19 protein-coding genes are annotated in these 24,492 nt (G+C 72.2%); 10 read left to right on the top strand and 9 right to left on the bottom strand.

Features of this window, described 5'->3' with window-relative positions; translation table 11 throughout:
• Positions 1–48 precede the first annotated feature (48 nt).
• The 4 genes from ilvD to AB8A24_RS26485 form a co-directional block, all read right to left on the bottom strand.
• Positions 49–1,899, bottom strand: a complete 1,851-nt coding sequence (gene ilvD / locus AB8A24_RS26500; RefSeq protein ID WP_266483215.1) for a dihydroxy-acid dehydratase — start codon at positions 1,897–1,899, stop codon at positions 49–51.
• Between the two features lie 122 nt (positions 1,900–2,021).
• Positions 2,022–2,651, bottom strand: coding sequence for a TetR family transcriptional regulator (locus AB8A24_RS26495; RefSeq protein WP_328962212.1), 630 nt, complete (start codon positions 2,649–2,651; stop codon positions 2,022–2,024).
• Positions 2,648–3,502 (bottom strand): sugar phosphate isomerase/epimerase family protein, encoded by an 855-nt coding sequence (locus tag AB8A24_RS26490; protein WP_369477817.1) that lies wholly within the window; start codon positions 3,500–3,502, stop codon positions 2,648–2,650. The genes AB8A24_RS26495 and AB8A24_RS26490 overlap by 4 nt, the downstream gene beginning before the upstream one ends.
• Before the next feature lie 210 nt (positions 3,503–3,712).
• Complete coding sequence (locus tag AB8A24_RS26485; RefSeq protein WP_328962214.1) at positions 3,713–4,651, bottom strand: Ppx/GppA phosphatase family protein; 939 nt, start codon at positions 4,649–4,651, stop codon at positions 3,713–3,715.
• Positions 4,652–4,822: 171 nt separating this feature from the next.
• Between AB8A24_RS26485 and AB8A24_RS26480 the strand changes: the two genes are divergently transcribed.
• Positions 4,823–5,575, top strand: coding sequence for a hypothetical protein (locus AB8A24_RS26480; RefSeq protein ID WP_369477822.1), 753 nt, complete (start codon positions 4,823–4,825; stop codon positions 5,573–5,575).
• 12 nt (positions 5,576–5,587) lie between these two features.
• Here AB8A24_RS26480 and AB8A24_RS26475 read toward each other — a convergent pair whose 3' ends face one another.
• Together AB8A24_RS26475 and AB8A24_RS26470 are read right to left on the bottom strand one after the other, a co-directional pair.
• Complete coding sequence (locus tag AB8A24_RS26475) at positions 5,588–7,396, bottom strand: hypothetical protein (RefSeq protein ID WP_369477816.1); 1,809 nt, start codon at positions 7,394–7,396, stop codon at positions 5,588–5,590.
• Between the two features lie 69 nt (positions 7,397–7,465).
• A complete protein-coding gene (locus tag AB8A24_RS26470; RefSeq protein ID WP_369477815.1) occupies positions 7,466–7,945 on the bottom strand; it encodes a hypothetical protein in 480 nt (159 codons plus the stop codon).
• On the opposite strand from AB8A24_RS26470, the gene radA reads away from it, so the two are divergent.
• Complete coding sequence (radA, locus tag AB8A24_RS26465; protein ID WP_328962217.1) at positions 7,944–9,356, top strand: DNA repair protein RadA; 1,413 nt, start codon at positions 7,944–7,946, stop codon at positions 9,354–9,356. The genes AB8A24_RS26470 and radA overlap by 2 nt on opposite strands.
• Positions 9,357–9,547: 191 nt before the next feature.
• Positions 9,548–10,672: a DNA integrity scanning diadenylate cyclase DisA gene (gene disA, locus AB8A24_RS26460; protein ID WP_030727101.1), complete on the top strand. Its 1,125-nt coding sequence runs from the start codon at positions 9,548–9,550 to the stop codon at positions 10,670–10,672.
• A gap of 72 nt (positions 10,673–10,744) precedes the next feature.
• Here the strand turns inward: disA and AB8A24_RS26455 are convergent, their stop codons facing one another.
• Entirely contained in the window at positions 10,745–11,488 is a 744-nt protein-coding gene (locus AB8A24_RS26455) for a hypothetical protein (protein ID WP_369477814.1), read from the bottom strand.
• A 552-nt stretch (positions 11,489–12,040) separates the two neighbouring features.
• On the opposite strand from AB8A24_RS26455, the gene AB8A24_RS26450 reads away from it, so the two are divergent.
• From AB8A24_RS26450 to AB8A24_RS26425, 6 genes are all read left to right on the top strand, one after another.
• A complete protein-coding gene (locus tag AB8A24_RS26450; RefSeq protein ID WP_328962220.1) occupies positions 12,041–12,994 on the top strand; it encodes an A/G-specific adenine glycosylase in 954 nt (317 codons plus the stop codon).
• A gap of 184 nt (positions 12,995–13,178) precedes the next feature.
• The gene (locus AB8A24_RS26445) at positions 13,179–13,739 is read left to right on the top strand and encodes a SigE family RNA polymerase sigma factor (protein ID WP_030010715.1); all 561 of its coding nucleotides are present in this window, start codon (positions 13,179–13,181) and stop codon (positions 13,737–13,739) included.
• A gap of 35 nt (positions 13,740–13,774) precedes the next feature.
• Positions 13,775–14,407, top strand: coding sequence for a hypothetical protein (locus AB8A24_RS26440; RefSeq protein ID WP_328965900.1), 633 nt, complete (start codon positions 13,775–13,777; stop codon positions 14,405–14,407).
• Between the two features lie 29 nt (positions 14,408–14,436).
• Positions 14,437–15,150 carry a two-component system response regulator CseB gene (gene cseB / locus AB8A24_RS26435; protein ID WP_328962221.1) on the top strand — a complete coding sequence of 238 codons (714 nt, stop codon included), beginning with the start codon at positions 14,437–14,439 and terminating at the stop codon, positions 15,148–15,150.
• On the top strand, positions 15,147–16,466 hold the full coding sequence (gene cseC / locus AB8A24_RS26430; RefSeq protein ID WP_328962222.1) for a two-component system sensor histidine kinase CseC: 1,320 nt from the start codon (positions 15,147–15,149) through the stop codon (positions 16,464–16,466). Before cseB ends, cseC begins: the two co-directional genes overlap by 4 nt.
• Before the next feature lie 71 nt (positions 16,467–16,537).
• A complete protein-coding gene (locus AB8A24_RS26425; RefSeq protein WP_369477813.1) occupies positions 16,538–17,731 on the top strand; it encodes a LamG-like jellyroll fold domain-containing protein in 1,194 nt (397 codons plus the stop codon).
• A gap of 88 nt (positions 17,732–17,819) precedes the next feature.
• Here the strand turns inward: AB8A24_RS26425 and AB8A24_RS26420 are convergent, their stop codons facing one another.
• Positions 17,820–18,413 (bottom strand): M23 family metallopeptidase, encoded by a 594-nt coding sequence (locus tag AB8A24_RS26420; protein WP_328962224.1) that lies wholly within the window; start codon positions 18,411–18,413, stop codon positions 17,820–17,822.
• Between the two features lie 319 nt (positions 18,414–18,732).
• Here AB8A24_RS26420 and AB8A24_RS26415 point away from each other — a divergent pair, with 319 nt between their 5' ends.
• Entirely contained in the window at positions 18,733–21,687 is a 2,955-nt protein-coding gene (locus AB8A24_RS26415) for an NACHT domain-containing protein (protein WP_328962225.1), read from the top strand.
• A gap of 70 nt (positions 21,688–21,757) precedes the next feature.
• Here the strand turns inward: AB8A24_RS26415 and AB8A24_RS26410 are convergent, their stop codons facing one another.
• Positions 21,758–24,283 carry an ATP-dependent Clp protease ATP-binding subunit gene (locus AB8A24_RS26410; RefSeq protein WP_030727078.1) on the bottom strand — a complete coding sequence of 842 codons (2,526 nt, stop codon included), beginning with the start codon at positions 24,281–24,283 and terminating at the stop codon, positions 21,758–21,760.
• Between the last annotated feature and the right edge of the window lie 209 nt (positions 24,284–24,492).

Raw genomic sequence — 24,492 nt, 5'->3', positions numbered from 1 at the left:
CCGCACCGGAGGGTGCGGGGGCGTCGGCGGGAGCGTCGGGGGCGGTCGTCAGCCCAGGAGGGAGACGTCGCGGACCGCGCCCTTGTCGGCGCTGGTGGCCATCGCGGCGTAGGCGCGCAGGGCCGCGGAGACCTTGCGCTCGCGGTTCTTCGGGGCGTAGACGCCGCCGAGGGCCTCGTGGCGGGCCGCCAGGGTGGCCTCGTCGACGAGGACCTCGATGGACCGGTTCGGGATGTCGATGCGGATCCGGTCGCCGTCCTCGACGACCGCGATGGTGCCGCCCGAGGCCGCCTCCGGGGAAGCGTGGCCGATGGACAGGCCCGAGGTGCCGCCGGAGAAGCGGCCGTCCGTCACCAGCGCGCAGACCTTGCCGAGGCCGCGGCCCTTGAGGAAGGAGGTCGGGTAGAGCATCTCCTGCATACCGGGTCCGCCGCGCGGGCCCTCGTAGCGGATGACGACCACGTCGCCCGCCTTGATCTCCTTGCGGAGGATCTTGTCGACGGCCTCGTCCTGCGACTCGCAGACGACCGCCGGACCCTCGAAGGTCCAGATCGACTCGTCGACACCGGCGGTCTTCACGACGCAGCCGTCCTCGGCGATGTTGCCGCGCAGGACGGCGAGGCCACCGTCCTTGGAGTACGCGTGCTGCACCGAGCGGATGCAGCCGCCCTCGGCGTCCAGGTCGAGGGACTCCCAGCGCCGGGACTGGGAGAAGGCGGTGGCGGAGCGCTCGCAGCCGGGGCCCGCGTGCCACAGCTCCATGGCCGTGTCGGTGGCCGTACCGGAGCGGGCGTCCCACTTCGCCAGCCAGTCCTCCAGGCCGTCCGAGTGGACGGTGGTGATGTCCTTGTTGAGGAGACCGCCGCGGTGCAGCTCGCCCAGGATGGCGGGGATGCCACCGGCGCGGTGGATGTCCTCCATGTAGTACGTGCCGCCGGGCGCCACGTTCGGCGCGACCTTGGACAGGCACGGGACCCGGCGCGAGACGGCGTCGATGTCGGTGAGGTCGTAGTCCAGACCCGCTTCCTGCGCCGCGGCCAGCAGGTGCAGGATCGTGTTCGTGGAGCCGCCCATCGCGATGTCGAGGGCCATGGCGTTCTCGAAGGCCTCGCGGGTGGCGATGTTGCGCGGCAGGACGGACTCGTCGCCGTCCTCGTAGTAGCGCTTGGTGATCTCCACGACCGTGCGGCCGGCGTCCTCGTACAGGGCGCGGCGGGCGGTGTGCGTGGCGAGGACCGAACCGTTGCCCGGGAGGGCCAGGCCGATGGCCTCGGCGAGGCAGTTCATCGAGTTGGCGGTGAACATGCCGCTACAGGAGCCGCAGGTGGGACAGGCGTTCTCCTCGATGCGCAGCACGTCCTCGTCGGAGACGTTCTCGTTGGAGGCGTCGACCATGGCGTCGATCAGGTCGAGCTTGCGGACGGTGCCGTCGACGAGGGTCGCCTGACCGGCCTCCATCGGGCCGCCGGAGACGAAGACGACCGGGATGTTGAGGCGCATGGCGGCCATCAGCATGCCGGGGGTGATCTTGTCGCAGTTGGAGATGCAGATCAGCGCGTCGGCGCAGTGCGCCTCGACCATGTACTCGACCGAGTCCGCGATCAGGTCGCGGGAGGGGAGGGAGTACAGCATGCCGCCGTGACCCATGGCGATGCCGTCGTCGACCGCGATGGTGTTGAACTCGCGCGGGATCGCACCGGCGGCACGGATGGCGTCGGAGACGATCCGACCGACCGGGGCCAGGTGGGTGTGACCGGGGACGAACTCCGTGAAGGAGTTGGCGACCGCGACGATCGGCTTGCCGATGTCCGCGCTCGCTACGCCCGACGCGCGCATCAGCGCACGCGCGCCTGCCATGTTGCGGCCGTGGGTGACGGTGCGGGACCTCAGCTCGGGCATGCGGTTTCACTCCCCATGAGTGCGGCTGTACGGTCAGCCGCGACTGCGGATATGGCTCAGATACGAGGCTACGCCCACCGCCCGCGATCCGGACAGCATGTCCGAATGTCGGGACGGAAGGCTCATTCCTCGGTCAGGTACCGCTGGAGGGTGGGCGCCACCAGGGCCACGATCTTCTCCGGGTCGGCGGATGCCAGGGGCTCCACCTGGACCACGTAGCGCAGGATCGCGATGCCGACCATGTGGGAGGCGGCGAGCTCGGCCCGGAAGGTCGGGTCGGGGACGTCGAGATCGGCGGCGACCCGCGCCAGCAGCCGTCGCAGCACCAGCTCGCGCAGCACCTTGGCGGCTGCCTCGTGCGTCAGCGCGGAACGGATCACGGCGAGCAGCGGGACCCGGGTGACCGGGTTCTCCCAGACACCGAGGAAGTAGCGGGCGAGGCGCTCGCCGATGCCGTCCGGCCCCTCGCCGATGATCGCGGGGACCACCAGGGCGGGCTCGATGCTGACCTCGACGGCGGCGGCGAAGAGATCGTCCTTGCTGCCGAAGTAGTGGTGGACGAGCGCCGGGTCGACACCGGCGACCTTCGCGATGCCGCGCACGGACGTCTTGTCGTACCCGCGCTCCGCGAACACCTCACGGGCGGCGAGCCGGATGCGCTCCTGGGTGCCGGGGCCGTCGTCGGCCTCGTCCTGCCGGGGCCGGCCGGGGCCACGACGGCGCGGCCTGGGTGCGTCCGGGGTGTCGCTCACTGGCGGCGGGCCTTGTCACGCTCGGTGGTGGGGGTGGTGGGGGTGGCGGCGCTGGTGGCGAGGTGCAGGCGGGTGAAGGCCAGCGCCTCGGCGAGATCGGCCTCGCGCTCGGCGGAGGACATCGCCCGGCGGGTGTTGACCTCGATCACCACGTGCCCGTCGAACGAGGTCCGCGCGAGGCTCTCCAGCAGCTCGGCGCAGGGCTGCGTACCGCGGCCCGGAACCAGGTGCTCGTCCTTGGCAGAGCCGTTCCCGTCGGCGAGGTGGATGTGCGCGAGCCGGTCGCCCATGCGGTCGATCATCGCGGTGGCGTCGGTACGGGCGGTCGCGGTGTGCGACAGGTCGACGGTGAAGTGGCGGTAGTCGTCCTTCGTCACGTCCCACTCGGGGGCGTACGCGAGCATCTCGCGGTCGCGGTAGCGCCACGGGTACATGTTCTCCACGGCGAACCGCACGTCGGTCTCGTCGGCCATCCGCCAGATGCCGGTGACGAAGTCCCGCGCGTACTGGCGCTGCCAGCGGAACGGCGGATGCACGACCACGGTGCTCGCCCCGAGCCGCTCGGCCGCGGCCTGGGCGCGCTGGAGCTTGGTCCACGGATCGGTGGACCAGACCCGCTGGGTGATCAGCAGACAGGGCGCGTGCACGGCCAGGATCGGCACCCCGTGGTGGTCCGACAGGCGGCGCAGGGCGTCGACGTCCTGACTGACCGGATCCGTCCAGACCATCACCTCGACGCCGTCGTAACCGAGGCGCGCGGCGATCTCGAAGGCGGTCGCCGTCGACTCCGGATAGACGGAGGCGGTGGAAAGGGCGACTTTCGCGGTCGGGACACGGACTGGTTCTGCCACGGAGACAGGGTACGGGCCCAGGACGCCCCGCGACCGTGACGGCGGCCACGCGGGGCGGGCGGGGGCGGGGGCGGGGGGCTTCGGGAGCGGGGGCCGGTGGGGCGCGGGCGGGTGGAGCGGGGTCGGGAAGGGGAGGGCGGTGGCTTCGGGAGCGGGAGCTGCTCGGGCCGCGCCCCACCTACCTGACGCCGCCCCAGCAGCCCCCGCCCCTCACGCCCCCGGTGCCGGCATGTGGTCCAGCCTGCGCAGGATCACGCCCTCGCGGAGTGCCCACGGGCAGATCTCCAGTTCCTCCACGCCGAAAAGGTCCAGCGCGCCCTCCGCGACCAGCGCTCCGGCCAGGAGCTGGTTCGCGCGGCCCTCCGAGACGCCCGGGAGCGCCGAGCGCTGGGCCGTGGTCATCGCCGCCAGGCGCGGGACCCATTCCTCCAGGGACTTGCGGCTCAGGTCCCGCTGTACGTACAGGCCGTCCGCCGAGCGGGCCGCGCCCGCGATGCGGGCCAGCTGCTTGAAGGTCTTCGAGGTCGCCACCACGTGATCCGGCGCCCCGAAGCGCCTGAACTCGCCGACCGTGCGGGCGATCTCCGCCCGCACGTGGCGCCGTAGCGCCCGGATGTCCAGCGCGTCCGGCGGGTCGCCCGGGAGCCAGCCCGAGGTGAGGCGCCCCGCGCCCAGGGGGAGGGAGACGGCCGCGTCCGGGTCCTCGTCGATGCCGTACGCGATCTCCAGCGAGCCGCCGCCGATGTCCAGGACCAGCAGCTTCCCGGCGGACCAACCGAACCAGCGGCGGGCCGCGAGGAAGGTGAGGCGGGCCTCGTCCTCGCCGCTCAGCACCGGCAGGTCGACGCCGGTCTCGGTCTTGACCCGCGCGAGGACCTCGTCCGCGTTCGTGGCCTCGCGTACGGCGCTGGTCGCGAAGGGGAGGACGTCCTCGCACCCCTTGTCCTCGGCGGCCTGGACCGCGTCGCCGATCACCGAGACGAGACGCTCGACGCCCTCGGGGGTGACGGCGCCGCGCTCGTCGAGCAGCTCCGCCAGCCTCATCTCCACCTTGTGCGAGTGCGCCGGCTGCGGGCGCGCACCGGGATGCGCGTCCACCACCAGCAGATGGACCGTATTCGAACCCACATCCAGCACACCGAGTCTCATAGGGGGAAACGCTACTGCGAGGAAGACTCGGGGGTTGAGTAAGGGGCGCATAGGCTTGGCTTTGTGCCAAATACGAAGAAGGCCAACAAGACCCGGTCGCAGAAGGACACGGGCAAGGACACCGGCAAGGGCAAGGCCAAGGCCGACGCCAAGAGCGGTAAGGACAAAGCCGTGGTCGCGGCCGACGAGAAGGGGCTCGACTTCCCCCGGGCCTGGGTGGAGTTCCCCGATCCCGCCGACGACGAGCAGGTCTTCCGCTGTGACCTGACCTGGCTGACCTCCCGCTGGACCTGCATCTTCGGCAGCGGCTGCCAGGGCATCCAGGCGGGTCGGGCCGACGATGGCTGCTGCACGCTCGGCGCGCACTTCTCCGACGAGGACGACGAGAAGCGCGTCGCGCAGCACGTGGCCCGGCTGACGCCGGAGCTGTGGCAGTTCCACGACGTCGGCAGCGAGAGCGGCTGGACGCAGCACGACGACGACGGGGAGAAGCAGACCCGCCGCTGGGACGGCGCGTGCATCTTCCTGAACCGGCCGGGGTTCCCCGCCGGGGCCGGTTGCTCGCTCCACATCCTCGCGGTGAAGGAGGGCCGGGAGCCGCTGGAGACCAAGCCCGACGTCTGCTGGCAGCTGCCGATCCGTCGGACGTACGAGTGGATCGACCGGCCGGACGACACGCGCGTGCTGCAGGTGTCGATCGGTGAGTACGACCGCCGCGGTTGGGGGCCGGGCGGCCACGACCTGCACTGGTGGTGCACGTCGGCGACCTCCGCGCACGGGGCCGGCGAGCCGGTGTACGTGTCGTACCGCCCCGAGCTGACGGAGCTGATGGGCGAGGAGGCCTACGACGAGCTGGCGAAGCTGTGCGAGGCGCGGCTGGCCTCGCTGCTGCCGATGGCCCCGCACCCCGCGGATCCTGCCTGAGCGCAGGCCCTGTCAGGGTCCGGGTGACCCTGACGGGGCCGGGTCCGGGGCGGGGGAAACCGTTCCGCCTGAGCCCTCCGTCGGGGTCGGCGTGGATGTCGGGGACGGCGGCGGGATCGTCGGCTCCGTCGGGGTCGGGGTGGCCGGCTGTGTCGGGTCCGGCGAGGGCATCGGCGTCGCGGGCTGCGTCGGGTCGGGGGTGGGCGGGGGCGTAGCCGCGGGGCGGGCGCGGCCCTGGATGGAGACCACCGCGCCGCTCGGGTCGACCCCGACCCGGGCCCGCCAGGCGCCGACGGGCTGGCCCTCGGGGTCCACGGCGATCCGTAGGGTGACCGATTCTCCTGGGGCGAGCGTGCCCGCGGTCCGGCTCGCGCGCAGCCAGGGGGCGTCGGACCAGAGCCGCCAGTCCACGGGGGCGCCGCCGCTGGCGGTGAGGGTGAGCAGGGTGACGGCGCCCTGGGCGGATGCGGCCACGGTGAGGCGGCCCGGGTCGCCGGCCTGGTCGGGGGTCGCGGGCGGGCCGCTGCTGATGACCTCGACGGAGACGTCGGAGGTGGTGTCGCTCTGGGCGAAGCCGAAGCCGCTGGTGGTGGCGGCGGCGTTGCCGGCGTTCTCGTAGGCGGTCAGCGGGCGGCCGTCGGTCCGTGCGGTCGGGAGCTCGGACTCGCTGGAGGAGATACGGGTGGGGTCGCCGACGGCGGGCTCGCCGGTGTCGGGTCCGCCGCGGTACGCCGCCCACAGGGCCAGGACCGGGGCGGCGACGACGGTGGCGACGACGGTGGTGGTCACCACGCGGGCGCGCAGCCGGTCGCGGCGGGCCACGCGGTCCTTGGGGTCCATGGGGAAGCCGGTGCGGTCGAAGCGCGGGGCGGGTCCGCGGCCGCGGCCCCGGCCGGATCGGAGCATCGCGGCGTGGACGGCGGTGCGGGGGGCCGGTACGAGGGGGAGCGCGGCGGAGTTGATGCCGCCGGAGCCGGGCCAGGGGCCGGCGGCGCCCACGCGTTCGGCGACGCGGCGGCAGCGGGGGCAGTCGTCGACGTGGCGGACGAGCTCGGCGCGCAGGGTGCTGGACAGCAGGACGTTACCGTCGCCTTCGTCGCCGGTGAGCCGGGAGACGCTGGGGCAGTTGCCGGTCTCGACGACGGCGAGGGCTGCGCGGGTGCGCTCCACCTCGCAGGCGGCGCCGGAGAGCAGCTCGCGGGCGGTGGCCGCGGGGGTGCCGAGGACGGCGGCGAGTTCGGGGACGCCGAGGCGGTGGCGGACGGCGAGTTCGAGGGCCTCGCGCTGCTCGGGTGTGGTGCCGGCGGCTTCGGGCCAGGCGAGCCGGGCCAGCTCGGTACGGCGGTAGGCGCTCACGTCAAGCGGCCGGTGGGCGTCCTGACCGCGGTCGGGTGCGATGTCGCCACCCGGCGCACGGTCGCGCTGGGCGTGCTCCGGCGCGCGCCGGGCGGAATGCGCTCCCTGCCGCGCGCGCCGTTGCTCGGCCAGTCGGTGCAGGCAGCCCCAGCGGGCGAGGGCGTAGAGCCAGGCGCGCCGGTCCCCCTCGTCGGGGCAGCGGCCGGGATGCCGCTCGGCCACGGCGAGGACGTCCCCGAGCACGTCGGTCGCGGTGTCGTGGTCGCACAGGACCGACAGGCAGTACGTGAACAGGCCGTCCAGGTAGGGCTCGTGCCGGAACGGCGGCGGCTGCTCGGCCTCGTGGGGCGTGCGCCCGTGCGCCCGGTGTGCGCCGGTGTGCGCTGAGGAGTGTGCCTGGTTGCTGCTGTTCACCTGGCGACCGTAGGCGGCGTGCCGGTGACGCCCTGGAAGCCTTCGCCACATTTAGCCCTTACGGGTGAACAGATCGGTGAGGCGCTGACGCAGGCCCTGACGCGGTCGGACCGGCAGGTCCTACTGCCCTGGGCCCGTGGGTCCCGCGAGGCCGGCGGGACCCACGCGCACCTCACGCACCTCACGCAGCAGAGCGCCGTCCTCTCCGTAGAACTCCACGGAGAAGGGGAGGCCGCGTGCGGAGAGCACGGCGATGAGCGCGTCGAGGCGGCCGGCGTCCGCCTCGCCGTGGAGGAGGACGCCGGCGTCGACCGGTTCGATCTCCAGCCTGGCCGGCGGGCTCTCCACCTCGTACCCCTCCCAGGAGGAGGAGCGCGAGCTCCAGCCCGCACGGACGAAGAACGCGGCGAGGTCTGCGGCGGAGCGGCGGCCGGGGAAGAGCCCCGCCACATCCGCGACGGGCATGCCGATCACGTCGGCGTCGAAGGGGGATCCCTCGTCGGACAGGTCCATGGGGGCACCCTCGCACCACATCGGCCGGGCCCCGCCACCGGTACCCCGGTCCGGCTTGTCGGTGCGGGCGGCTACCGTGAACGGCATGGCTGCCCGCACCGCTCGTTCATCCGCCAAGGACCGGCCGTCCTACCGCTGCACCGACTGCGGTTGGACGACCGCGAAGTGGCTCGGTCGCTGTCCCGAATGCCAGGCCTGGGGCACCGTCGAGGAGATGGGCGCGCCCGCCGTGCGGACCACCGCCGCCGGCCGGGTCTCCACCGCCGCCCTGCCGATCGGGCAGGTCGACGGCCGGACCGCGACCGCCCGCAGCACCGGCGTGGACGAGCTGGACCGCGTCCTGGGCGGCGGGCTCGTGCCCGGCGCCGTCGTCCTGCTCGCCGGCGAGCCCGGCGTCGGCAAGTCGACCCTGCTGCTGGACGTCGCGGCGAAGGCGGCCAGTGACGAGCACCGCACGCTGTACGTGACGGGCGAGGAGTCGGCGAGCCAGGTGCGGCTTCGGGCCGACCGGATCAACGCCCTCAACGATCACCTCTACCTCGCCGCCGAGACCGATCTGTCCGCCGTGCTCGGGCACCTCGACGCCGTGAAGCCCTCCCTGCTGATCCTGGACTCCGTACAGACCGTCGCCTCCCCCGAGATCGACGGAGCGCCCGGCGGCATGGCCCAGGTGCGGGAGGTGGCCGGGGCGCTGATCCGGGCCTCCAAGGAGCGTGGCATGTCCACCCTCCTCGTCGGCCACGTGACCAAGGACGGGGCCATCGCCGGTCCCCGACTGCTGGAGCACCTCGTGGACGTGGTGCTGAGCTTCGAGGGCGACCGGCACGCCCGGCTGCGGCTGGTGCGCGGCATCAAGAACCGGTACGGGGCCACCGACGAGGTCGGCTGCTTCGAGCTGCACGACGAGGGGATCACCGGGCTCGCCGACCCGAGCGGGCTGTTCCTGACCCGGCGGGCCGAGGCCGTTCCGGGCACCTGCCTGACGGTGACTCTGGAGGGGAAGCGCCCGCTGGTCGCCGAGGTGCAGGCGCTGACCGTGGACTCGCAGATCCCCTCCCCCCGGCGCACGACCTCGGGCCTGGAGACCTCGCGCGTGTCGATGATGCTGGCGGTGCTGGAGCAGCGCGGCCGGATCACGGCGCTCGGCAAGCGCGACATCTACAGCGCCACCGTGGGCGGGGTGAAGCTCACCGAGCCGGCCGCCGACCTGGCGATCGCGCTCGCGCTGGCCTCCGCCGCCAGTGACGTCCCGCTGCCGAAGAACCTCGTCGCGATCGGCGAGGTCGGTCTGGCCGGCGAGGTGCGGCGGGTGACCGGCGTGCAGCGGCGGCTCGCGGAGGCGCACCGGCTGGGATTCACGCACGCGCTGGTCCCGGCGGATCCGGGCAAGGTGCCGGCCGGGATGAAGGTCATCGAAGTCGCCGACATGGGCGACGCGCTACGGGTGTTGCCGCGCGGCCGCTCGCGTACGCCCGCCAAGGAGCGGTCCGCGGAGTAGCCGACCGGGGGACGATCCCCTGGTCAGGGGGTTCGCCAGGGGGGCCGGGAGGGGCCCGCCGAGGCCGTACCTGGCCAAGCCACGGCGGGGCCGCGGCGCGCGCCGGTAGACTTTGTGCTGGTCCGCCCGGCCGTACGCACGTCCTCGTGCCCGCGGCGCTGGGCGGCGCAACCCGCGACCGGAGGAGTGCAGTGGCAGCCAAGGACGGGGCAGCAGCATCCGGGAAGTCGGGCGCGAGCTCCAAGCAGGAGGCCATGATGCGCGCCTCGCTGAGCGCGGTCGCACCAGGTCAGCCGCTGCGTGACGGCTTGGAACGGATCGTCCGCGGCAACACCGGCGGGCTCATCGTCCTGGGTATGGACAAGAGCGTCGAGGCGATGTGCACCGGCGGCTTCGTCCTGGACGTGGAGTTCACCGCGACCCGGCTGCGCGAGCTGTGCAAGCTCGACGGCGCGCTCATCCTCGACAAGGACATCACCAAGATCCTGCGGGCCGGTGTGCAGCTGGTGCCGGACGCGTCGATCCCGACGGAGGAGACCGGTACGCGGCACCGTACGGCCGACCGCGTCTCCAAGCAGTGCGGCTTCCCGGTGGTGTCGGTGTCGCAGTCGATGCGGCTGATCGCGCTGTACGTGGACGGGGAGCGGCGGGTCCTGGAGGAGTCCGGGGCGATCCTGTCGCGGGCGAACCAGGCGCTGGCCACGCTGGAGCGGTACAAGCTGCGCCTGGACGAGGTCGCGGGCACGCTGTCGGCGCTGGAGATCGAGGACCTGGTCACGGTCCGCGACGTGACGGCGGTCGCGCAGCGGCTGGAAATGGTCCGCCGGATCGCGACCGAGATCGCCGAGTATGTGGTCGAACTGGGTACGGACGGGCGACTGCTGTCGCTGCAGCTGGACGAGCTGACGGTCGGGATCGAGCAGGAGCGGGAGCTGGTCATCCGGGACTACGTGCCGGAGCCGACGGCGAAGCGTTCCCGCACGGTGGACGAGGCGCTGGCGGAACTGGACGCGCTGACGCATCCGGAGCTGCTGGAGCTGGCGATCGTGGCGCGGGCACTGGGGTACACGGGCTCGCCGGAGACGCTGGACTCGGCGGTGTCGCCGCGCGGGTACCGGCTGCTGGCGAAGGTGCCGCGGCTGCCGGGCGCGATCATCGAGCGGCTCGTGGAGCACTTCGGCGGGCTGCAGAAGCTGCTGGCGGCTTCCGTGGACGACCTCCAGGCCGTGGACGGGGTGGGCGAGGCCCGCGCCCGGAGCGTCCGCGAGGGCCTGTCCCGCCTGGCGGAGTCGTCCATCCTGGAGCGGTACGTCTAGGCCGTCTCTTACGGATCGTGCCGGGCCCGGCCTGCCCGGGTTGCGGGTCCCCGCTCAGGCCGGGCCGGTTCCTCAGTCCTGCTTGAGGACGAACGAGGTGCGGGCCACCGGCATGCCCGGGGCCTTGACCTCGACCACGTAGGTGTCGGGAGCCGCGGATCCCGCCGGAGGCGTCTGGCACTGGTCGGCCGCGCTGAACCTGCGGTCCCAGTCCAGCGACTGCTTGGTCTCGCCCTGCGCCGGGAGGCGGAAGAAGGCGTTGCCCGCGCCGGCCGGGCAGTCCGCCGAGGACCAGACGGCCTTGCTGCTGCTCGCCTGAAGGATGGTCAGGACGGCCTGCTTCGGGCCGAGGTCGATCTTGCAGGTGGTTCCGGAGGTGTTGCGGGCGACCAGTTCGAGGCGCGGCTTCTCGTTCGCCTCGTACTCGTTCTTCACGCTCTTGACCTCCCACTGCAGCGAGCCCGTCGCGCACGTGGGGAGTGCGGAGTCCGCGGGGACCGGAGCCGGGCCGCTCGCGGCGCCGCCGGAGCCGGAGCCCGAGCCGCCGTTCGAGCCGGAACCGCCGCCCGGTTCGCCGTTCTTGCCCGCGCCGCCCGTGGAGCCGCCCTGGGAGCCGGTGCTCCCGCCGCTGCCGGACTCGGGGCGTCCGCCGGGGGCCGCGCTGATCGCGGGGCCGGTGCCGGCCGGGCCCGGGGTGATCGAGGTGACGGGGTCGGGGCCGTCCTGGCCCTTTCCGTTCGTGCTCGTCCTCCCCCCACCGGAACTGACGGTCCATACGGCGAGGAGCGCGAGGAGCGCGACAACGGAAGCCAGCACAGCCCTCCGTCGCCAGTAGATGGAGGAGGGGAGCGGCCCGACCGGATTGCGCAGAGATCCCACGGACGGAACTTTACGAGAGTTCGCGGCCCGATCAGTGCCCCACATGCCGCGCAGAGGTTTTGATTTGCCGATGATCATCCTGCGGGCGCAATCGAGGGGCCGAGATCCGGCCAAACGGTTGATGCGGAGATCGATCCGCTGTGCGTACGTGGGGTGAGCATGGACAGCTCCGGCCTCTACCGCGCCATCACCGACCTCACCCACCGGACACCCTCTTGGGTGCAGTCGGCCTTCGAGATCTGGACGGCGTACGGACTCCTCCTCTTCGGGGTGCTCTTCGTGGCCGTCCGGTGGCGCTCGCGCGGTCGTGGCGCCGCGCGTCCGGTGGCGCTCGGCGGTTCGGCCGCCGCGCTCGCCGTCCTCGCGCTCGCCGGTCCCGCGGGCGGTCGTCACCGCCGCGCGGGCGGGCGGATCCCCGGCCGTCGTGTGGTTCACCGGCCCGGGTCCGGCGCGCCGAGGGAGGCGAAACGTGCCAGGATGCCGTCTGCCATGACTGCATCTCCCGCTTCCTCCACGGCCGTATCCCCCGACTCCTCCCACGCGCTGCACTCCCCCGTCATCGCGTGGTTCGACGAGCACGCCCGCGACCTGCCCTGGCGCCGCCCCGAGGCCGGCCCCTGGGGAGTGATGGTCAGCGAGTTCATGCTCCAGCAGACGCCCGTCAACCGGGTCCTGCCGGTCTACGAGCAGTGGCTGGCCCGGTGGCCCCGCCCCGCGGACCTGGCCGCCGAGGCCCCCGGCGAGGCCGTACGGGCCTGGGGCCGGCTCGGCTACCCGCGCCGCGCGCTGCGGCTGCACGGCGCGGCCGTCGCCATAACGGACCGGCACGGGGGCGACGTACCGCGGGAGCACGCGCAGCTGCTGGCGCTGCCCGGGATCGGCGAGTACACGGCGGCGGCCGTGGCCTCCTTCGCGTACGGGCAGCGGCACGCCGTCCTCGACACGAACGTCCGCCGGGTCTTCGCGCGCACCGCGACCGGGGTCGAGTACCCGCCGAACGCGACGACCGCCGCCGAGCGGCGCCTCGCCCGGGCCCTGCTGCCCGAGGACGAGGGCACGGCGGCCCGCTGGGCGGCGGCCTCGATGGAGCTCGGCGCGCTGGTGTGCACCGCCAAGAACCCCGACTGCGCGCGCTGCCCGGTGGCCGGGCTGTGCGCGTGGCGGTTGGCCGGGAAGCCCGCGCACGAGGGTCCGCCGCGGCGCGGGCAGACGTACGCCGGGACCGACCGGCAGGTGCGGGGCAAGCTCCTCGCCGTGCTCCGGGACGCGGTGGGCGCGGTTCCGCAGGCCGTGCTCGACACGGTCTGGGACGAGCCGGTGCAGCGGGCCCGCGCGCTGGACGGGCTGGTCTCCGACGGGCTGGTGGAGCCCTTGGACGGCGGCTGCTACCGGCTTCCGCAGGGCCTCCCCCAGGTCGCCCCGCAGGCCCTCCCCCAGGCCTGACCGAAACTGACTCGGAGATTCCGCTTCCTGCCGGCAAACCCCAGCTCACGGGGGCTGTTACACAACCTATGGGTGTCCGTGCGCCCACCGAAGGCTGGCTCGCACAGGCCCGTGACAACCCCTCCGTACCTTCGAATCCGTAGGACACGGGGATGAGCGGTTGGACGGGTGGAGGCGGTCTGAGATGGCGCACGGCGAGGTACTCGGATTCGAAGAGTACGTACGCACCAGGCAGGACGCGCTGCTGCGCAGTGCCCGGCGCCTGGTCCCGGACCCCACCGACGCCCAGGACCTCCTGCAGACCGCGCTCGTGCGCACCTACGGCCGCTGGGACGGCATCGCCGACAAGTCCCTGGCCGACGCCTACCTGCGCCGGGTCATGATCAACACCCGCACCGAGTGGTGGCGCGCCCGCAAGCTCGAAGAGGTCCCCACCGAGCAACTCCCCGACGCCTCCGTCGAGGACGGCTCCGACCAGCGTGCCGACCGCGCCCTGCTCATGGACATCCTCAAAGTTCTCGCTCCCAAGCAGCGCAGTGTGGTCGTGCTGCGACACTGGGAGCAGATGAGCACCGAGGAGACGGCAGCGGCGCTCGGAATGTCGGCGGGAACCGTGAAGAGCACTCTGCACCGCGCCCTGGCCCGCCTCCGGCAGGAGCTGGAGAGCCGGGATCTGGACATGCGTGCGCTGGAGCGCGGTGACCACACCATGCGGTACGAGGGGCGTGAGCGGTGCGCGGCCTGAACGGCCAAGGTTTGTCCAGAAGTTCTCTGGTGCTGATGTCGGCGGGGACGGTCGTCCTCGTCGGCACAGCCGTGTTCGCGGTCGGGTGCGCCACGGGCGGCACCGGCCTGCGCGACGGCGGCCCGGCCCACACCGAGGCCGTGGCCAAGGCCACACCTTCGGAGCCCGCCCCCGACGACTCGGTCTCGGCGTCGTCCGGCCGGCCGCTGAAGAAGGTCGACCCCGTCGGGTTGCTCATGAAGGACCCCAAGGTCAGCACCGAGGTCAAACGGGACCTCAAGCCCTGCTCCGGCAAGGAGTATCCGGTGGACGTGAGCTACGGGAAGCTCACCGGCGGACCCGTCGTGGACATCGTGGTGAACGTCCTGTCCTGCGCCGACGCCTTGGGCCGCGGAACGTACGTGTACCGGTCGGACGGAGCCACGTACGAGAATGTCTTCTCGGACGAACAGCCACCCGTCTACGCGGAGATCGACCGGGGCGACCTGGTGGTCACGAAGCAGGTCTACGGAAAGAGCGACGCGCTCGCCTATCCGTCGGGCGAGGACGTGATCACGTACCGCTGGAACGGGGAGAAGTTCACCGAGCAGGACCGAGTTCACTCGGAGTACAGCAATGTGGTCGACGGCGGAGTCCCGCCCGCCCCGGTCACGAGTCAGAAGAACTGAGCACAGAAGAACCGAGGCGAGGCTCCCGCATGGCCGAGACCCATGTCCTGTTCGTGGAGGACGACGACGTCATCCGTGAGGCCACGACCCTGGCGCTGGAACGCGACGGGTTCGTGGTCACGGCCATGCCCGACGGCCTGTCCGGACTGGAGTCCTTCCGCGCGAACCGGCCGGACATCGCCCTGCTGGACGTGATGGTCCCCGGCATGGACGGCGTGAGCCTGTGCCGTCGCATCCGCGACGAGTCCACCGTCCCGGTCATCATGCTGTCGGCGCGCGCCGACAGCATCGACGTGGTGCTGGGCCTGGAGGCGGGCGCCGACGACTACGTCACCAAGCCCTTCGACGGCTCCGTGCTGGTGGCCCGGATCCGCGCGGTGCTGCGCCGTTTCGACCACTCCGGCGGCCCGCAGAACGGCGGCCCGAACGGGGCCGACAACGGCTCGGACCCCGAGCGCGGGGTGCTCTCCTTCGGCGACCTGGAGGTGGACACCGAGGGCATGGAGGTCCGGCGGGCGGGCGCCGCCGTGGCCCTGACCCCGACCGAGATGCGGCTGCTGCTGGAGTTCTCCTCCGCCCCCGGCACCGTGCTGTCGCGCGACCGCCTGCTGGAGCGGGTCTGGGACTACGACTGGGGCGGCGACACCCGCGTCGTGGACGTCCACGTCCAGCGACTGCGCACCAAGATCGGCCAGGACCGCATCGAAACGGTCCGGGGCTTCGGATACAAGCTCAAAGCATGAGACGGTTCACCCTCCGCACGGGGATCCGCTGGAAGATCACGGTCGCCATCGCCTCCGTGGGCGCCCTCGTCACGATCGCGCTGAGCCTGGTCGTGCACAGTGCTGCCCGCGTGTCGATGCTGGAGAGCGCCCGCGAAGTGCAGCTGGACCGCGTGCAGTTCATCTCCCGGAACGCCGACGCCGGCCGCAAGCCGCCCATGGGGGCCAAGCTCAACGATCCCGAACTGCCCGCCGAACTGCGACACAAGGCGCAGTCGGGGCGGCGCGGGACCTACATCCAGGAGCGGCCGCGCGGGGCGCCCGAGGTGTGGGCCGCCGTGCCGCTCGGGAACGGGCAGGTGCTGTCGCTGCACACGCCGTTCCGGGAGGGCGCCGCGAATCTGATCGCCGACCTGGACCGGGCCCTGGTCATCGGCGGCCTGTCCGGCGTGATCGGCGGCTCGGCGCTCGGCGTGCTCATCGGCGGCCAGATCTCGCGCCGGCTGCGCAAGGCCGCGGCGGCGGCGCAGCGCGTGGCGCACGGCGATCCCGACGTGCGCGTACGGGACGCGGTCGGCGGTGTCGTGCGGGACGAGACGGACGACCTCGCGCGGGCCGTGGACGCCATGGCCGACGCCCTCCAGCAACGCCTGGAGGCCGAGCGGCGGGTGACCGCGGACATCGCGCACGAGTTGCGGACGCCGGTGACGGGCCTGCTCACGGCGGCGGAACTGCTGCCCCCGGGGCGGCCGACGGAGCTGGTGCGGGACCGGGCCCAGGCGCTGCGCGCACTCGTCGAGGACGTCTTGGAGGTGGCCCGGCTGGACAGCGCCTCGGAGCGGGCGGAGCTCCAGGACGTGGCGCTGGGCGAGTTCGTGAGCCGGCGGGTGACGTCGCTGATGCCGGAGGCGACCGTACGGGTCGTCGCGGACGAGATCGTCAGCACCGACCCGCGCCGCCTGGAGCGGATCCTGGGGAACCTCCTGGCCAATGCCGCGCGGTACGGGCAGTCGCCGATCCAGGTCGACGTCGAGGGCCGGGTCGTACGGGTCCGGGACCACGGGCCGGGTTTCCCGGAGGCACTGCTGCGGGAGGGGCCGAGCCGCTTCCGTACCGGGTCGACGGACCGCGCGGGCGTGGGGCACGGGCTGGGGCTGACCATCGCCGAGGGCCAGGCGCGGGTGCTGGGCGCCCGGCTGACCTTCCGTAACGTGGCCGCCCGGGGCGGCTCGGAGCGCGAGGGCTCGGCGGCCGGCGCGGTGGCGGTCCTGTGGCTGCCGGAGCACGCGCCGACGGCGACGGGCAGCTTCCCGGTCCTCAAGCTGCCACAGGGCTGAACCGGGGCGGGTGGGGCGGGACGGGTACCGGGCGGTATCCGCCCGCGGGTCCGTGACTTAGCATCCGTGGCATGACCGACGGTACGAATCCCCCGAGCCACCCGCAGCCCGAGCCCGCCCCCGGGAGCGGCGGATACGGGTTCCCGCCGGGACCGCCCGCGCAGGGCGGCTACGGCTACCCGACCCCGTCCGGCGGCTACGGCTACCCGCAGTCGGGACAACAGCCGAACCCGTACCAGCAGGACCCGGGAGGCGGTTACCAGCAGGACCCGGGAGCCGGTTACCAGCAGGACCCGGGAGGCGGTCAGTGGTCTCCGGCCGCCCCGGCCCAGCCGGGCTTCACGAGGCTGGCCGGTCCGGACCTGCCGGGCTCGTCGCAGCAGCCGGACTGGGAGGCCATGGCCGACCGCTCGGCGGCCGAGCGGCGCAAGAAGCGGTTGTGGATGCTGGGCGGCGCGGTGACCGTACTGGCGCTGCTGGCCGGCGGCGGAACGTTCTTCCTGCTGGGCGACGACGACGGACAGGACGCCCAGCCCTCGAACTCGGCCTCCGCCTCGCCGGAGCCGGAGGACTCGAAGGGGCCTGCCGCCTACACCGCGACCGTCGCGGGTGACGACACCCTGCTGCGCGACAGCTACGGCGGCATGGGCATCCGGCTGGGCCCCGACCTCAAGGTCGGGGCGCTGGGCAAGCGCTTCCAGGTCATCGGCAAGGGCAACGGGAACTCGTGGGGGCAGTCCGCCGAGCCGGTCGTGGACGTGACCAAGAGCTTCACCGTCACGGCCCGCGCCTACAACTCCGCCACCAAGGGCTCGCGGATCATCATGAGCCAGGGCGACGGGGAGTCGTTCTCCTTCGAGCTCGGCGTGAACGAGGTGAACGGCAAGCAGGCGTGGATCTTCCGCGTGCAGACGGGCGACAAGGGCGCCGCGGCCACCACGCGGACGGTCACCGCCGAGGGGCTCAACATGGTCAAGACGCCCACGCTGCTGATGGCCACGTACGACGCGGACAAGAAGGCCATCGCGCTCTACGTGGACGGCAAGAAGGCCGGCGAGACCCCGGTGCCGCCCATCTGGCAGGCCCCCGGTCCGCTCCAGCTCGGCCGGTCCAAGCACCACAACATATGGACCGGTCCGTGGCAGGGCGCCCTGCACAGCATCAAGACCTACGACATGGCCTTCACGGCGGAGCAGGCCGCCGCGTACAAGGAGGGGAAGCTCGAACCATCGCCGAAGCCGACCCATGCCTGGCTGCTCACCTGATCGGTGAGCAGGGCGGGTCGGCCGGTGCGACGGGTGCCGCGGGCGCCGCGGGTGCGGCGCGGGCGGCGGTCGGGACGGGTCGGTCGGGTCAGACGGTGACGCCGTTGGTGCGCAGGAAGGCCACCGGGTTGACGGCCGAGCCGTAGTTCGGGGTGGTGCGGATCTCGAAGTGCAGGTGCGGGCCGCTGGAGTTGCCGGTGTTGCCGGACAGGGCGATCCGCTGCGAGGCCTTGACCTTCTGGCCGATCTTGATCTGGATCTTCGAGAGGTGCGCGTACTGGGAGTACGTGTTGTTCGCGTGCTTGATCACGATGGCGTTGCCGTACGCGGGGCCGTCGCCGCCGCCGTTCGGGCCGGCCTTGACGACGGTGCCGGCGGCCGCGGCCTTGACCGGGGTGCCGACCGGGACGGCGAAGTCCTGGCCGGAGTGCTTGTGGGACCACATGGTGCCGCCCTTGCCGAAGGTGGCGGACAGCGTGTACTTCTCCAGCGGCTTGTCCCACAGACCGGTCTTCGAGGCGCCCGCGGCACCGGCGGCGCCGGCGGTCTTGGCGGTGACGGCGGCCTGCGGGGCGTCTGCGAACGCGGCGGTCGTGCCCGCCCCGAGGGCCAGCACCGCACCGAGAGCGGTGGTGCCGACAGCGATACGGGTACGACGGGTGTAGACGCGCTTCGCGAACATGTGCAGACCTCCGGGGCCGGGGACAAGGGGGGTTTCACACCTGTAAGAGGCATGAAGTGACCCGGCACGATCGAGCGAGTGCCGGGCTGGCTCATCTTTGGTAACCCGCGCCCCGGGACTTCCCCAAATGTCCCGATTACTAGCGGAACTCGTAGCGGCACCCCTGTGACGCGCCCCGTTGACGGCCCCCACCCAGGGACGAAGGTCCTGCGGCAGGAGGTTTTGGATCTACGAAACGGCCTAGTACGTCCGTTTTGTCTTGTGCGGCTTGTCACCGAAGCCAGGACCGTTTGCGACCCAGGTCACTAGGCTCCCGCCCGTGGACGTATCGGTGGTGGGGATCCGGCTGGCCTCGGGGGTCGTGACCCCTCTCGTCAGGAAGCTCTTCCGGCAGGAGGGGGCGGGCGCGGGCCTGGTGGACCGGCCGCACCGGATCTCCTCCTACGTGGCGTGGCGCGAGAAACGCGGCCTCGACGCGGCGGACCTGCGGGGGCTCGCCGACCGCCTGGTCGAGGAGGCCTTACGGGCCCCCGGGGAACGGCCGCTGCCGCCCGGCGAGGAAGCGGGCGTGGCGGCCGCCCTCGCCGCCACGCTGCACGCGCTGGGCGACCTCACCCTGTCCGACGTGGAGGCCGTCCGCCTCGGACCGCGGGCCTTCGCCCGGCAGCTCCGGGCCGCCGCCCCGCACCCCGGGCTCTCCCGCGACGCCGAGCTCTTCCACTCCCGCCTGGTGGACCTGGCCTGCCTGCACATCCTGAACTTCTTCACCCAGCGCTCCACCTTCGTCGCGTCGACCCTGGTCGAGCAGAGCCGGCTGCACGCCGAGACCATCGCCAAGGTGGACGAACTGCTGACCCGCGTCCCCCGCCAGGACGGCCGCGACAGCGCCTTCGAGGCCCGCTACCTCGACTACCTGGCCCGGCGCCACAGCGCGCTCACCATCTTCGGCCTGGACCTGCAGCCGGGATCCTCCCGCTGGCCGCTGGACGCGGCCTACGTGAGCCTGGAGGTCACCGCCGCCCCCGGAACCCCGGCCGAGGCGCTCCCCGCCGCCCCCTACTCCCTGCCCGCCGACCGGCTCCTCGACGAGCACCCGCGCGTCCTGCTGCGCGGCGAGGCCGGATCCGGCAAGACCACCCTGATCCAGTGGCTCGCCCTCTCCGCCGCCCGGGACCACGGCGACGGGCTCGTCCCCTACGTCCTGCCGCTGCGCACCCTGACCCGGCACGGGGAGCGGCTGCCCGCGCCCCGCGAGTTCCTGGCCGGCTCCCCGCTGGCCGGGGAGGCCCCCGAAGGCTGGGAGGGCCGGGTCCTGCGCGACGGCCGCGCCCTGCTGCTGGTCGACGGCATCGACGAGATCCCGGCAGCCGAACGCGACCGGGCCCGGGATTGGCTGGCCGCCCTGATCACCGCCTACCCCGGCAACCGCTGGCTGGTGACCTCCCGACCCTCGGCGGTCCGCCCGGACTGGCTCCGGGACGAGGACTTCACCGAGGTGACCCTGGCCCCGATGACCAGGGCGAACGTCCGGGCCTTCATCGAGCGCTGGCACTCGGCCGCGGACCACGCCCCGCCGGAGTACGGGGAACAGTTGCTGGACGCCGTCGCCAGGAAGCCGGACCTGGCCAGGCTGGCCACCAATCCGCTGCTGTGCGGGATGATCTGCGCCCTGCACCGGGAACGCCGCGGCTTCCTCCCCACGGGCCGCAAGGAGCTGTACGCGGCCGCCCTGTCCATGCTGCTGCACCGCCGCGACCGAGAGCGCGGCCTGCGGCTGCCGGACCTGGCCGAGGAACCCCAGCTCCAGCTGCTCCAGCGGCTCGCGTACTGGCTGATCCGCAACGGCCGCACGGAGATGGACCGCTCCCGGGCCGAGGCACTGATCGCGGACGCGCTGCCCGCCGTACCGGCCGCCCGGGTGCTCGGGGACGCGCCGGAGGTGTTCGCGCACTTCCTGGAGCGCACCGGCCTGCTGCGGGCACCGACGGAGGACACCGTCGAGTTCGTCCACCGCACCTTCCAGGACTTCCTCGGGGCGCGGGCCGCCCTGGACGAGGGCGGCCTCGGCGAGCTGACCGGTCACGCGGAGGACGACCAGTGGGAGGACGTCATCCGCATGGCGGTGGCCCAGGGACGACCGCGTGAGCGCACCGAGATCATCCGGGCCCTGCTCGACCGCGGCCCCGACCGGTCCGTGCTCCTGGCCTACGCCTCCCTCCAGTACGCGGCGGAACTCACCCCCGCGCTGCGCGCCGAGGCCGAGGCCGCCGTACGGCACCTGCTGCCGCCCCGAAGCATCGACCAGGCCCAGGAGCTGGGCCGGACCGGGCCGCTCGTGCTGGAGCTGCTGGCCGACCCGGCCGAGGCGAGCGAGGAGGAGGCCCTGATGGCCGTTGCCGCGGCCGGCGAGACCCTCTCGGACCTGGCCGTCCCCTACCTGGCGGGCTTCCGCGACACGCAGTCGCCCGCGGTCCACCACGCCCTGGTCTCGCTGTGGGGCCGCTTCGACGCCCGGGAGTACGCCCGGGAAGTGATCGAACACCTCCGCCACGATCCGCACGCCCTGCAGGTCCTGCGCGACGGCCAGGCGGACGCCCTGCACGCGTTCACGCGGCCGCCGGGGCTCATCGTGCGCGGTGCGGTGTCCGTCCGCGCCCTGTCCGCGCTGTGCTCCCGCGTGCAGGTGGTGAGTCTGGGCCTCCACGATCTCGAAGAGCTCACCGACCTGGACTTCCTGCGGGGACAGGAGGCTCTCGAAGTGCTGGAGGTCAACCGGTGCCACGGGCTCACCGACGTGACGGCCCTCCACGGCCTGCCGATGCGGGTCGCCCGCCTGAGCATGTCCGTGCCGGGGCTGCACGAGGCCATCGCGAGCTGGCCTCGCCTGCGGTCACTGGAGTTGTACTCGCCGCACCCCTGGTCGGCCCGCGACCTGGCGCCCGGAGCGGAGCTCGAATCCCTGATCCTGGGCACCGCCTCGGTGCAGATCCCGGGCCTGGGCCGGCATACGGGGCTGCGCATCCTGAACCTCGGCCACGGATGGCGGCCCGCCGGCCCGGCGGACTGGGCCGAGCTGTCCCGGCTGGACCGGCTGGAGGAGCTGGCCGTGTCGGACGAAGTCCTGGCGAGCCTGGTCGAGCACCTGCGGCTGCCGTCGCTGCGGACCCTGCGGCTGTACGGGGAAGAGCCGATGGCGCCCGGCCTGGAGGAGCGGCTGGCCCGGCGCTTCCCCGAGACCGAGGTCGAGTCCTTCTACACGGTGTACGAGCAGTGATCCGATGACGGAAAAGGGGCGGCCCCGGGACTTCTCAGTCCCGGGGCCGCCCCTTACCGCTCGGTCGCGCTTACGCGCCCTTCGACAGGTCCGGGCCGGAGCCCGTGGCCTCGATCGGGGGGAGGTCGGGCAGAGCCGACTTCTCCTCGCCGCGGAAGGTGAACTTGGCGTCCTCGCCCTCACCCTCCTTGCCGACGACCACGATCTGACCGGGGCGCAGCTCGCCGAAGAGGATCTTCTCCGAGAGCATGTCCTCGATCTCGCGCTGGATGGTCCGGCGCAGCGGGCGGGCGCCCATGATCGGGTCGTAGCCGCGCTTGGCGAGCAGGAGCTTCGCGTCACCGCTCAGCTCGATGCCCATGTCGCGGTCCTTGAGGCGCTCGTCGACCTTGGCGATCATGAGGTCGACGATCTGGATGATGTCTTCCTCGGTGAGCTGGTGGAAGACGACCGTGTCGTCGACACGGTTGAGGAACTCGGGCCGGAAGTGCTGCTTGAGCTCTTCGTTGACCTTCGCCTTCATCCGGTCGTATCCGGTCTTGGTGTCGCCCTGAGCCGCGAAGCCCAGGTTGAAGCCCTTCGAGATGTCCCGGGTACCCAGGTTGGTCGTCATGATGATGACCGTGTTCTTGAAGTCCACGACCCGGCCCTGGGAGTCGGTCAGGCGACCGTCCTCCAGGATCTGGAGAAGGGAATTGAAGATATCCGGGTGGGCCTTCTCGACCTCGTCGAAGAGGACGACGGAGAACGGCTTCCGGCGCACCTTCTCGGTGAGCTGGCCGCCCTCTTCGTAGCCCACGTAGCCGGGGGGCGAACCGAAGAGACGGGAAACCGTGTGCTTCTCGCTGAACTCCGACATGTCGAGGGAGATCAGCGCGTCCTCGTCGCCGAAGAGGAATTCGGCGAGCGTCTTGGAGAGCTCGGTCTTACCGACACCGGACGGGCCGGCGAAGATGAACGAGCCACCCGGGCGCTTCGGGTCCTTCAGACCGGCACGGGTACGGCGGATCGCCTGGGAGAGCGCCTTGATGGCGTCCTTCTGGCCGATGACCCGACGGTGGAGCTCGTCCTCCATGCGGAGCAGTCGCGAGGACTCCTCCTCGGTGAGCTTGAAGACGGGAATGCCGGTCGCGGTCGCGAGGACTTCGGCGATGAGCTCGCCGTCGACCTCGGCGACGACGTCCATGTCGCCGGCCTTCCATTCCTTCTCGCGCTTGGTCTTCGCCGCCAGCAGCTGCTTCTCCTTGTCACGGAGAGACGCCGCCTTCTCGAAGTCCTGGGAGTCGATGGCCGACTCCTTGTCGCGGCGCACGCCCGCGATCTTCTCGTCGAACTCGCGGAGGTCCGGCGGCGCGGTCATCCGGCGGATGCGCATCCGGGAGCCGGCCTCGTCGATCAGGTCGATCGCCTTGTCCGGGAGGAAGCGGTCCGAGATGTACCGGTCCGCCAGCGTCGCCGCCTGGACGAGGGCCTCGTCCGTGATGGAGACGCGGTGGTGGGCCTCGTAGCGGTCGCGCAGGCCCTTGAGGATCTCGATCGTGTGGGGGAGGGAAGGCTCCGCCACCTGGATCGGCTGGAAGCGGCGCTCGAGGGCCGCGTCCTTCTCGAGGTGCTTGCGGTACTCGTCGAGCGTCGTGGCACCGATGGTCTGGAGCTCACCACGGGCCAGCATGGGCTTGAGGATGCTGGCGGCGTCGATCGCGCCCTCGGCGGCGCCCGCACCCACGAGGGTGTGGAGCTCGTCGATGAACAGGATGATGTCGCCGCGGGTGCGGATCTCCTTGAGCACCTTCTTCAGGCGCTCCTCGAAGTCACCGCGGTAGCGGGAACCCGCGACCAGGGCGCCGAGGTCAAGCGTGTAGAGGTGCTTGTCCTTGAGCGTCTCGGGAACCTCGCCCTTGACGATCGCCTGGGCCAGGCCCTCGACGACGGCGGTCTTGCCGACGCCGGGCTCGCCGATGAGGACCGGGTTGTTCTTCGTACGGCGGGACAGCACCTGCATGACCCGCTCGATCTCCTTCTCGCGCCCGATGACCGGGTCGAGCTTGGATTCGCGGGCCGCCTGGGTGAGGTTGCGGCCGAACTGGTCCAGGACGAGCGAGGTCGAGGGCGTGCCCTCGGCCGGGCCGCCGGCCGTGGCCGACTCCTTGCCTCCACCGGTGTAGCCGGAGAGCAGCTGGATGACCTGCTGCCGGACTCGGTTGAGATCGGCGCCCAGCTTCACGAGGACCTGGGCGGCGACGCCCTCGCCCTCGCGGATCAGGCCGAGCAGGATGTGCTCGGTGCCGATGTAGTTGTGGCCGAGCTGGAGGGCCTCTCGGAGCGAAAGCTCCAGGACCTTCTTCGCCCGCGGGGTGAAGGGGATGTGACCGGACGGGGCCTGCTGCCCCTGACCGATGATCTCCTCAACCTGCTGGCGAACAGCCTCGAGCGAAATCCCGAGGCTCTCCAGGGCCTTAGCGGCGACACCCTCACCCTCGTGGATCAAGCCCAGGAGGATGTGCTCGGTGCCGATGTAGTTGTGGTTGAGCATCCGGGCTTCTTCCTGAGCCAGGACGACAACCCGCCGCGCGCGGTCGGTGAACCTCTCGAACATCGTTTATCGCTCCTCAGAGCGGTCGGGCAGTTCGGGGTCGGTCCCCGCCCTGTCCTTCCGCATGCTAGTCCCGTGGGGCGGGACAGCTCATTCCAACTGCCGACATCCGTCCACGGCTCACCCCTGCATCAGCGGGAAAACCGGCTTGAAGAGCCGACAACTGCTCCAACTCGATGGTGCGAGACGATGTTCCCGCAGGCCAGGCAGAT

The organism is Streptomyces sp. BF23-19 (assembly GCF_041106355.1).
Classification (GTDB): domain Bacteria; phylum Actinomycetota; class Actinomycetes; order Streptomycetales; family Streptomycetaceae; genus Streptomyces; species Streptomyces virginiae_A.
This window is presented reverse-complemented; position numbering and strand designations above follow the sequence as displayed.

Excerpts from the sequence above, each read along its gene's own strand:
- radA (WP_328962217.1), top strand. The coding sequence starts at position 7,944 with ATGGCTGCCCGCACCGCTCGTTCATCCGCCAAGGACCGGCCGTCCTAC.
- cseB (WP_328962221.1), top strand. The coding sequence starts at position 14,437 with ATGGCCGAGACCCATGTCCTGTTCGTGGAGGACGACGACGTCATCCGT.
- AB8A24_RS26440 (WP_328965900.1), top strand. The coding sequence starts at position 13,775 with ATGTCGGCGGGGACGGTCGTCCTCGTCGGCACAGCCGTGTTCGCGGTC.
- cseC (WP_328962222.1), top strand. The coding sequence starts at position 15,147 with ATGAGACGGTTCACCCTCCGCACGGGGATCCGCTGGAAGATCACGGTC.
- AB8A24_RS26470 (WP_369477815.1), bottom strand. The coding sequence starts at position 7,945 with ATGCCGTTCACGGTAGCCGCCCGCACCGACAAGCCGGACCGGGGTACC.
- AB8A24_RS26475 (WP_369477816.1), bottom strand. The coding sequence starts at position 7,396 with ATGTGGCGAAGGCTTCCAGGGCGTCACCGGCACGCCGCCTACGGTCGC.
- ilvD (WP_266483215.1), bottom strand. The coding sequence starts at position 1,899 with ATGCCCGAGCTGAGGTCCCGCACCGTCACCCACGGCCGCAACATGGCA.
- AB8A24_RS26445 (WP_030010715.1), top strand. The coding sequence starts at position 13,179 with ATGGCGCACGGCGAGGTACTCGGATTCGAAGAGTACGTACGCACCAGG.
- AB8A24_RS26425 (WP_369477813.1), top strand. The coding sequence starts at position 16,538 with ATGACCGACGGTACGAATCCCCCGAGCCACCCGCAGCCCGAGCCCGCC.
- AB8A24_RS26485 (WP_328962214.1), bottom strand. The coding sequence starts at position 4,651 with ATGAGACTCGGTGTGCTGGATGTGGGTTCGAATACGGTCCATCTGCTG.
- AB8A24_RS26420 (WP_328962224.1), bottom strand. The coding sequence starts at position 18,413 with ATGTTCGCGAAGCGCGTCTACACCCGTCGTACCCGTATCGCTGTCGGC.
- AB8A24_RS26410 (WP_030727078.1), bottom strand. The coding sequence starts at position 24,283 with ATGTTCGAGAGGTTCACCGACCGCGCGCGGCGGGTTGTCGTCCTGGCT.
- AB8A24_RS26450 (WP_328962220.1), top strand. The coding sequence starts at position 12,041 with ATGACTGCATCTCCCGCTTCCTCCACGGCCGTATCCCCCGACTCCTCC.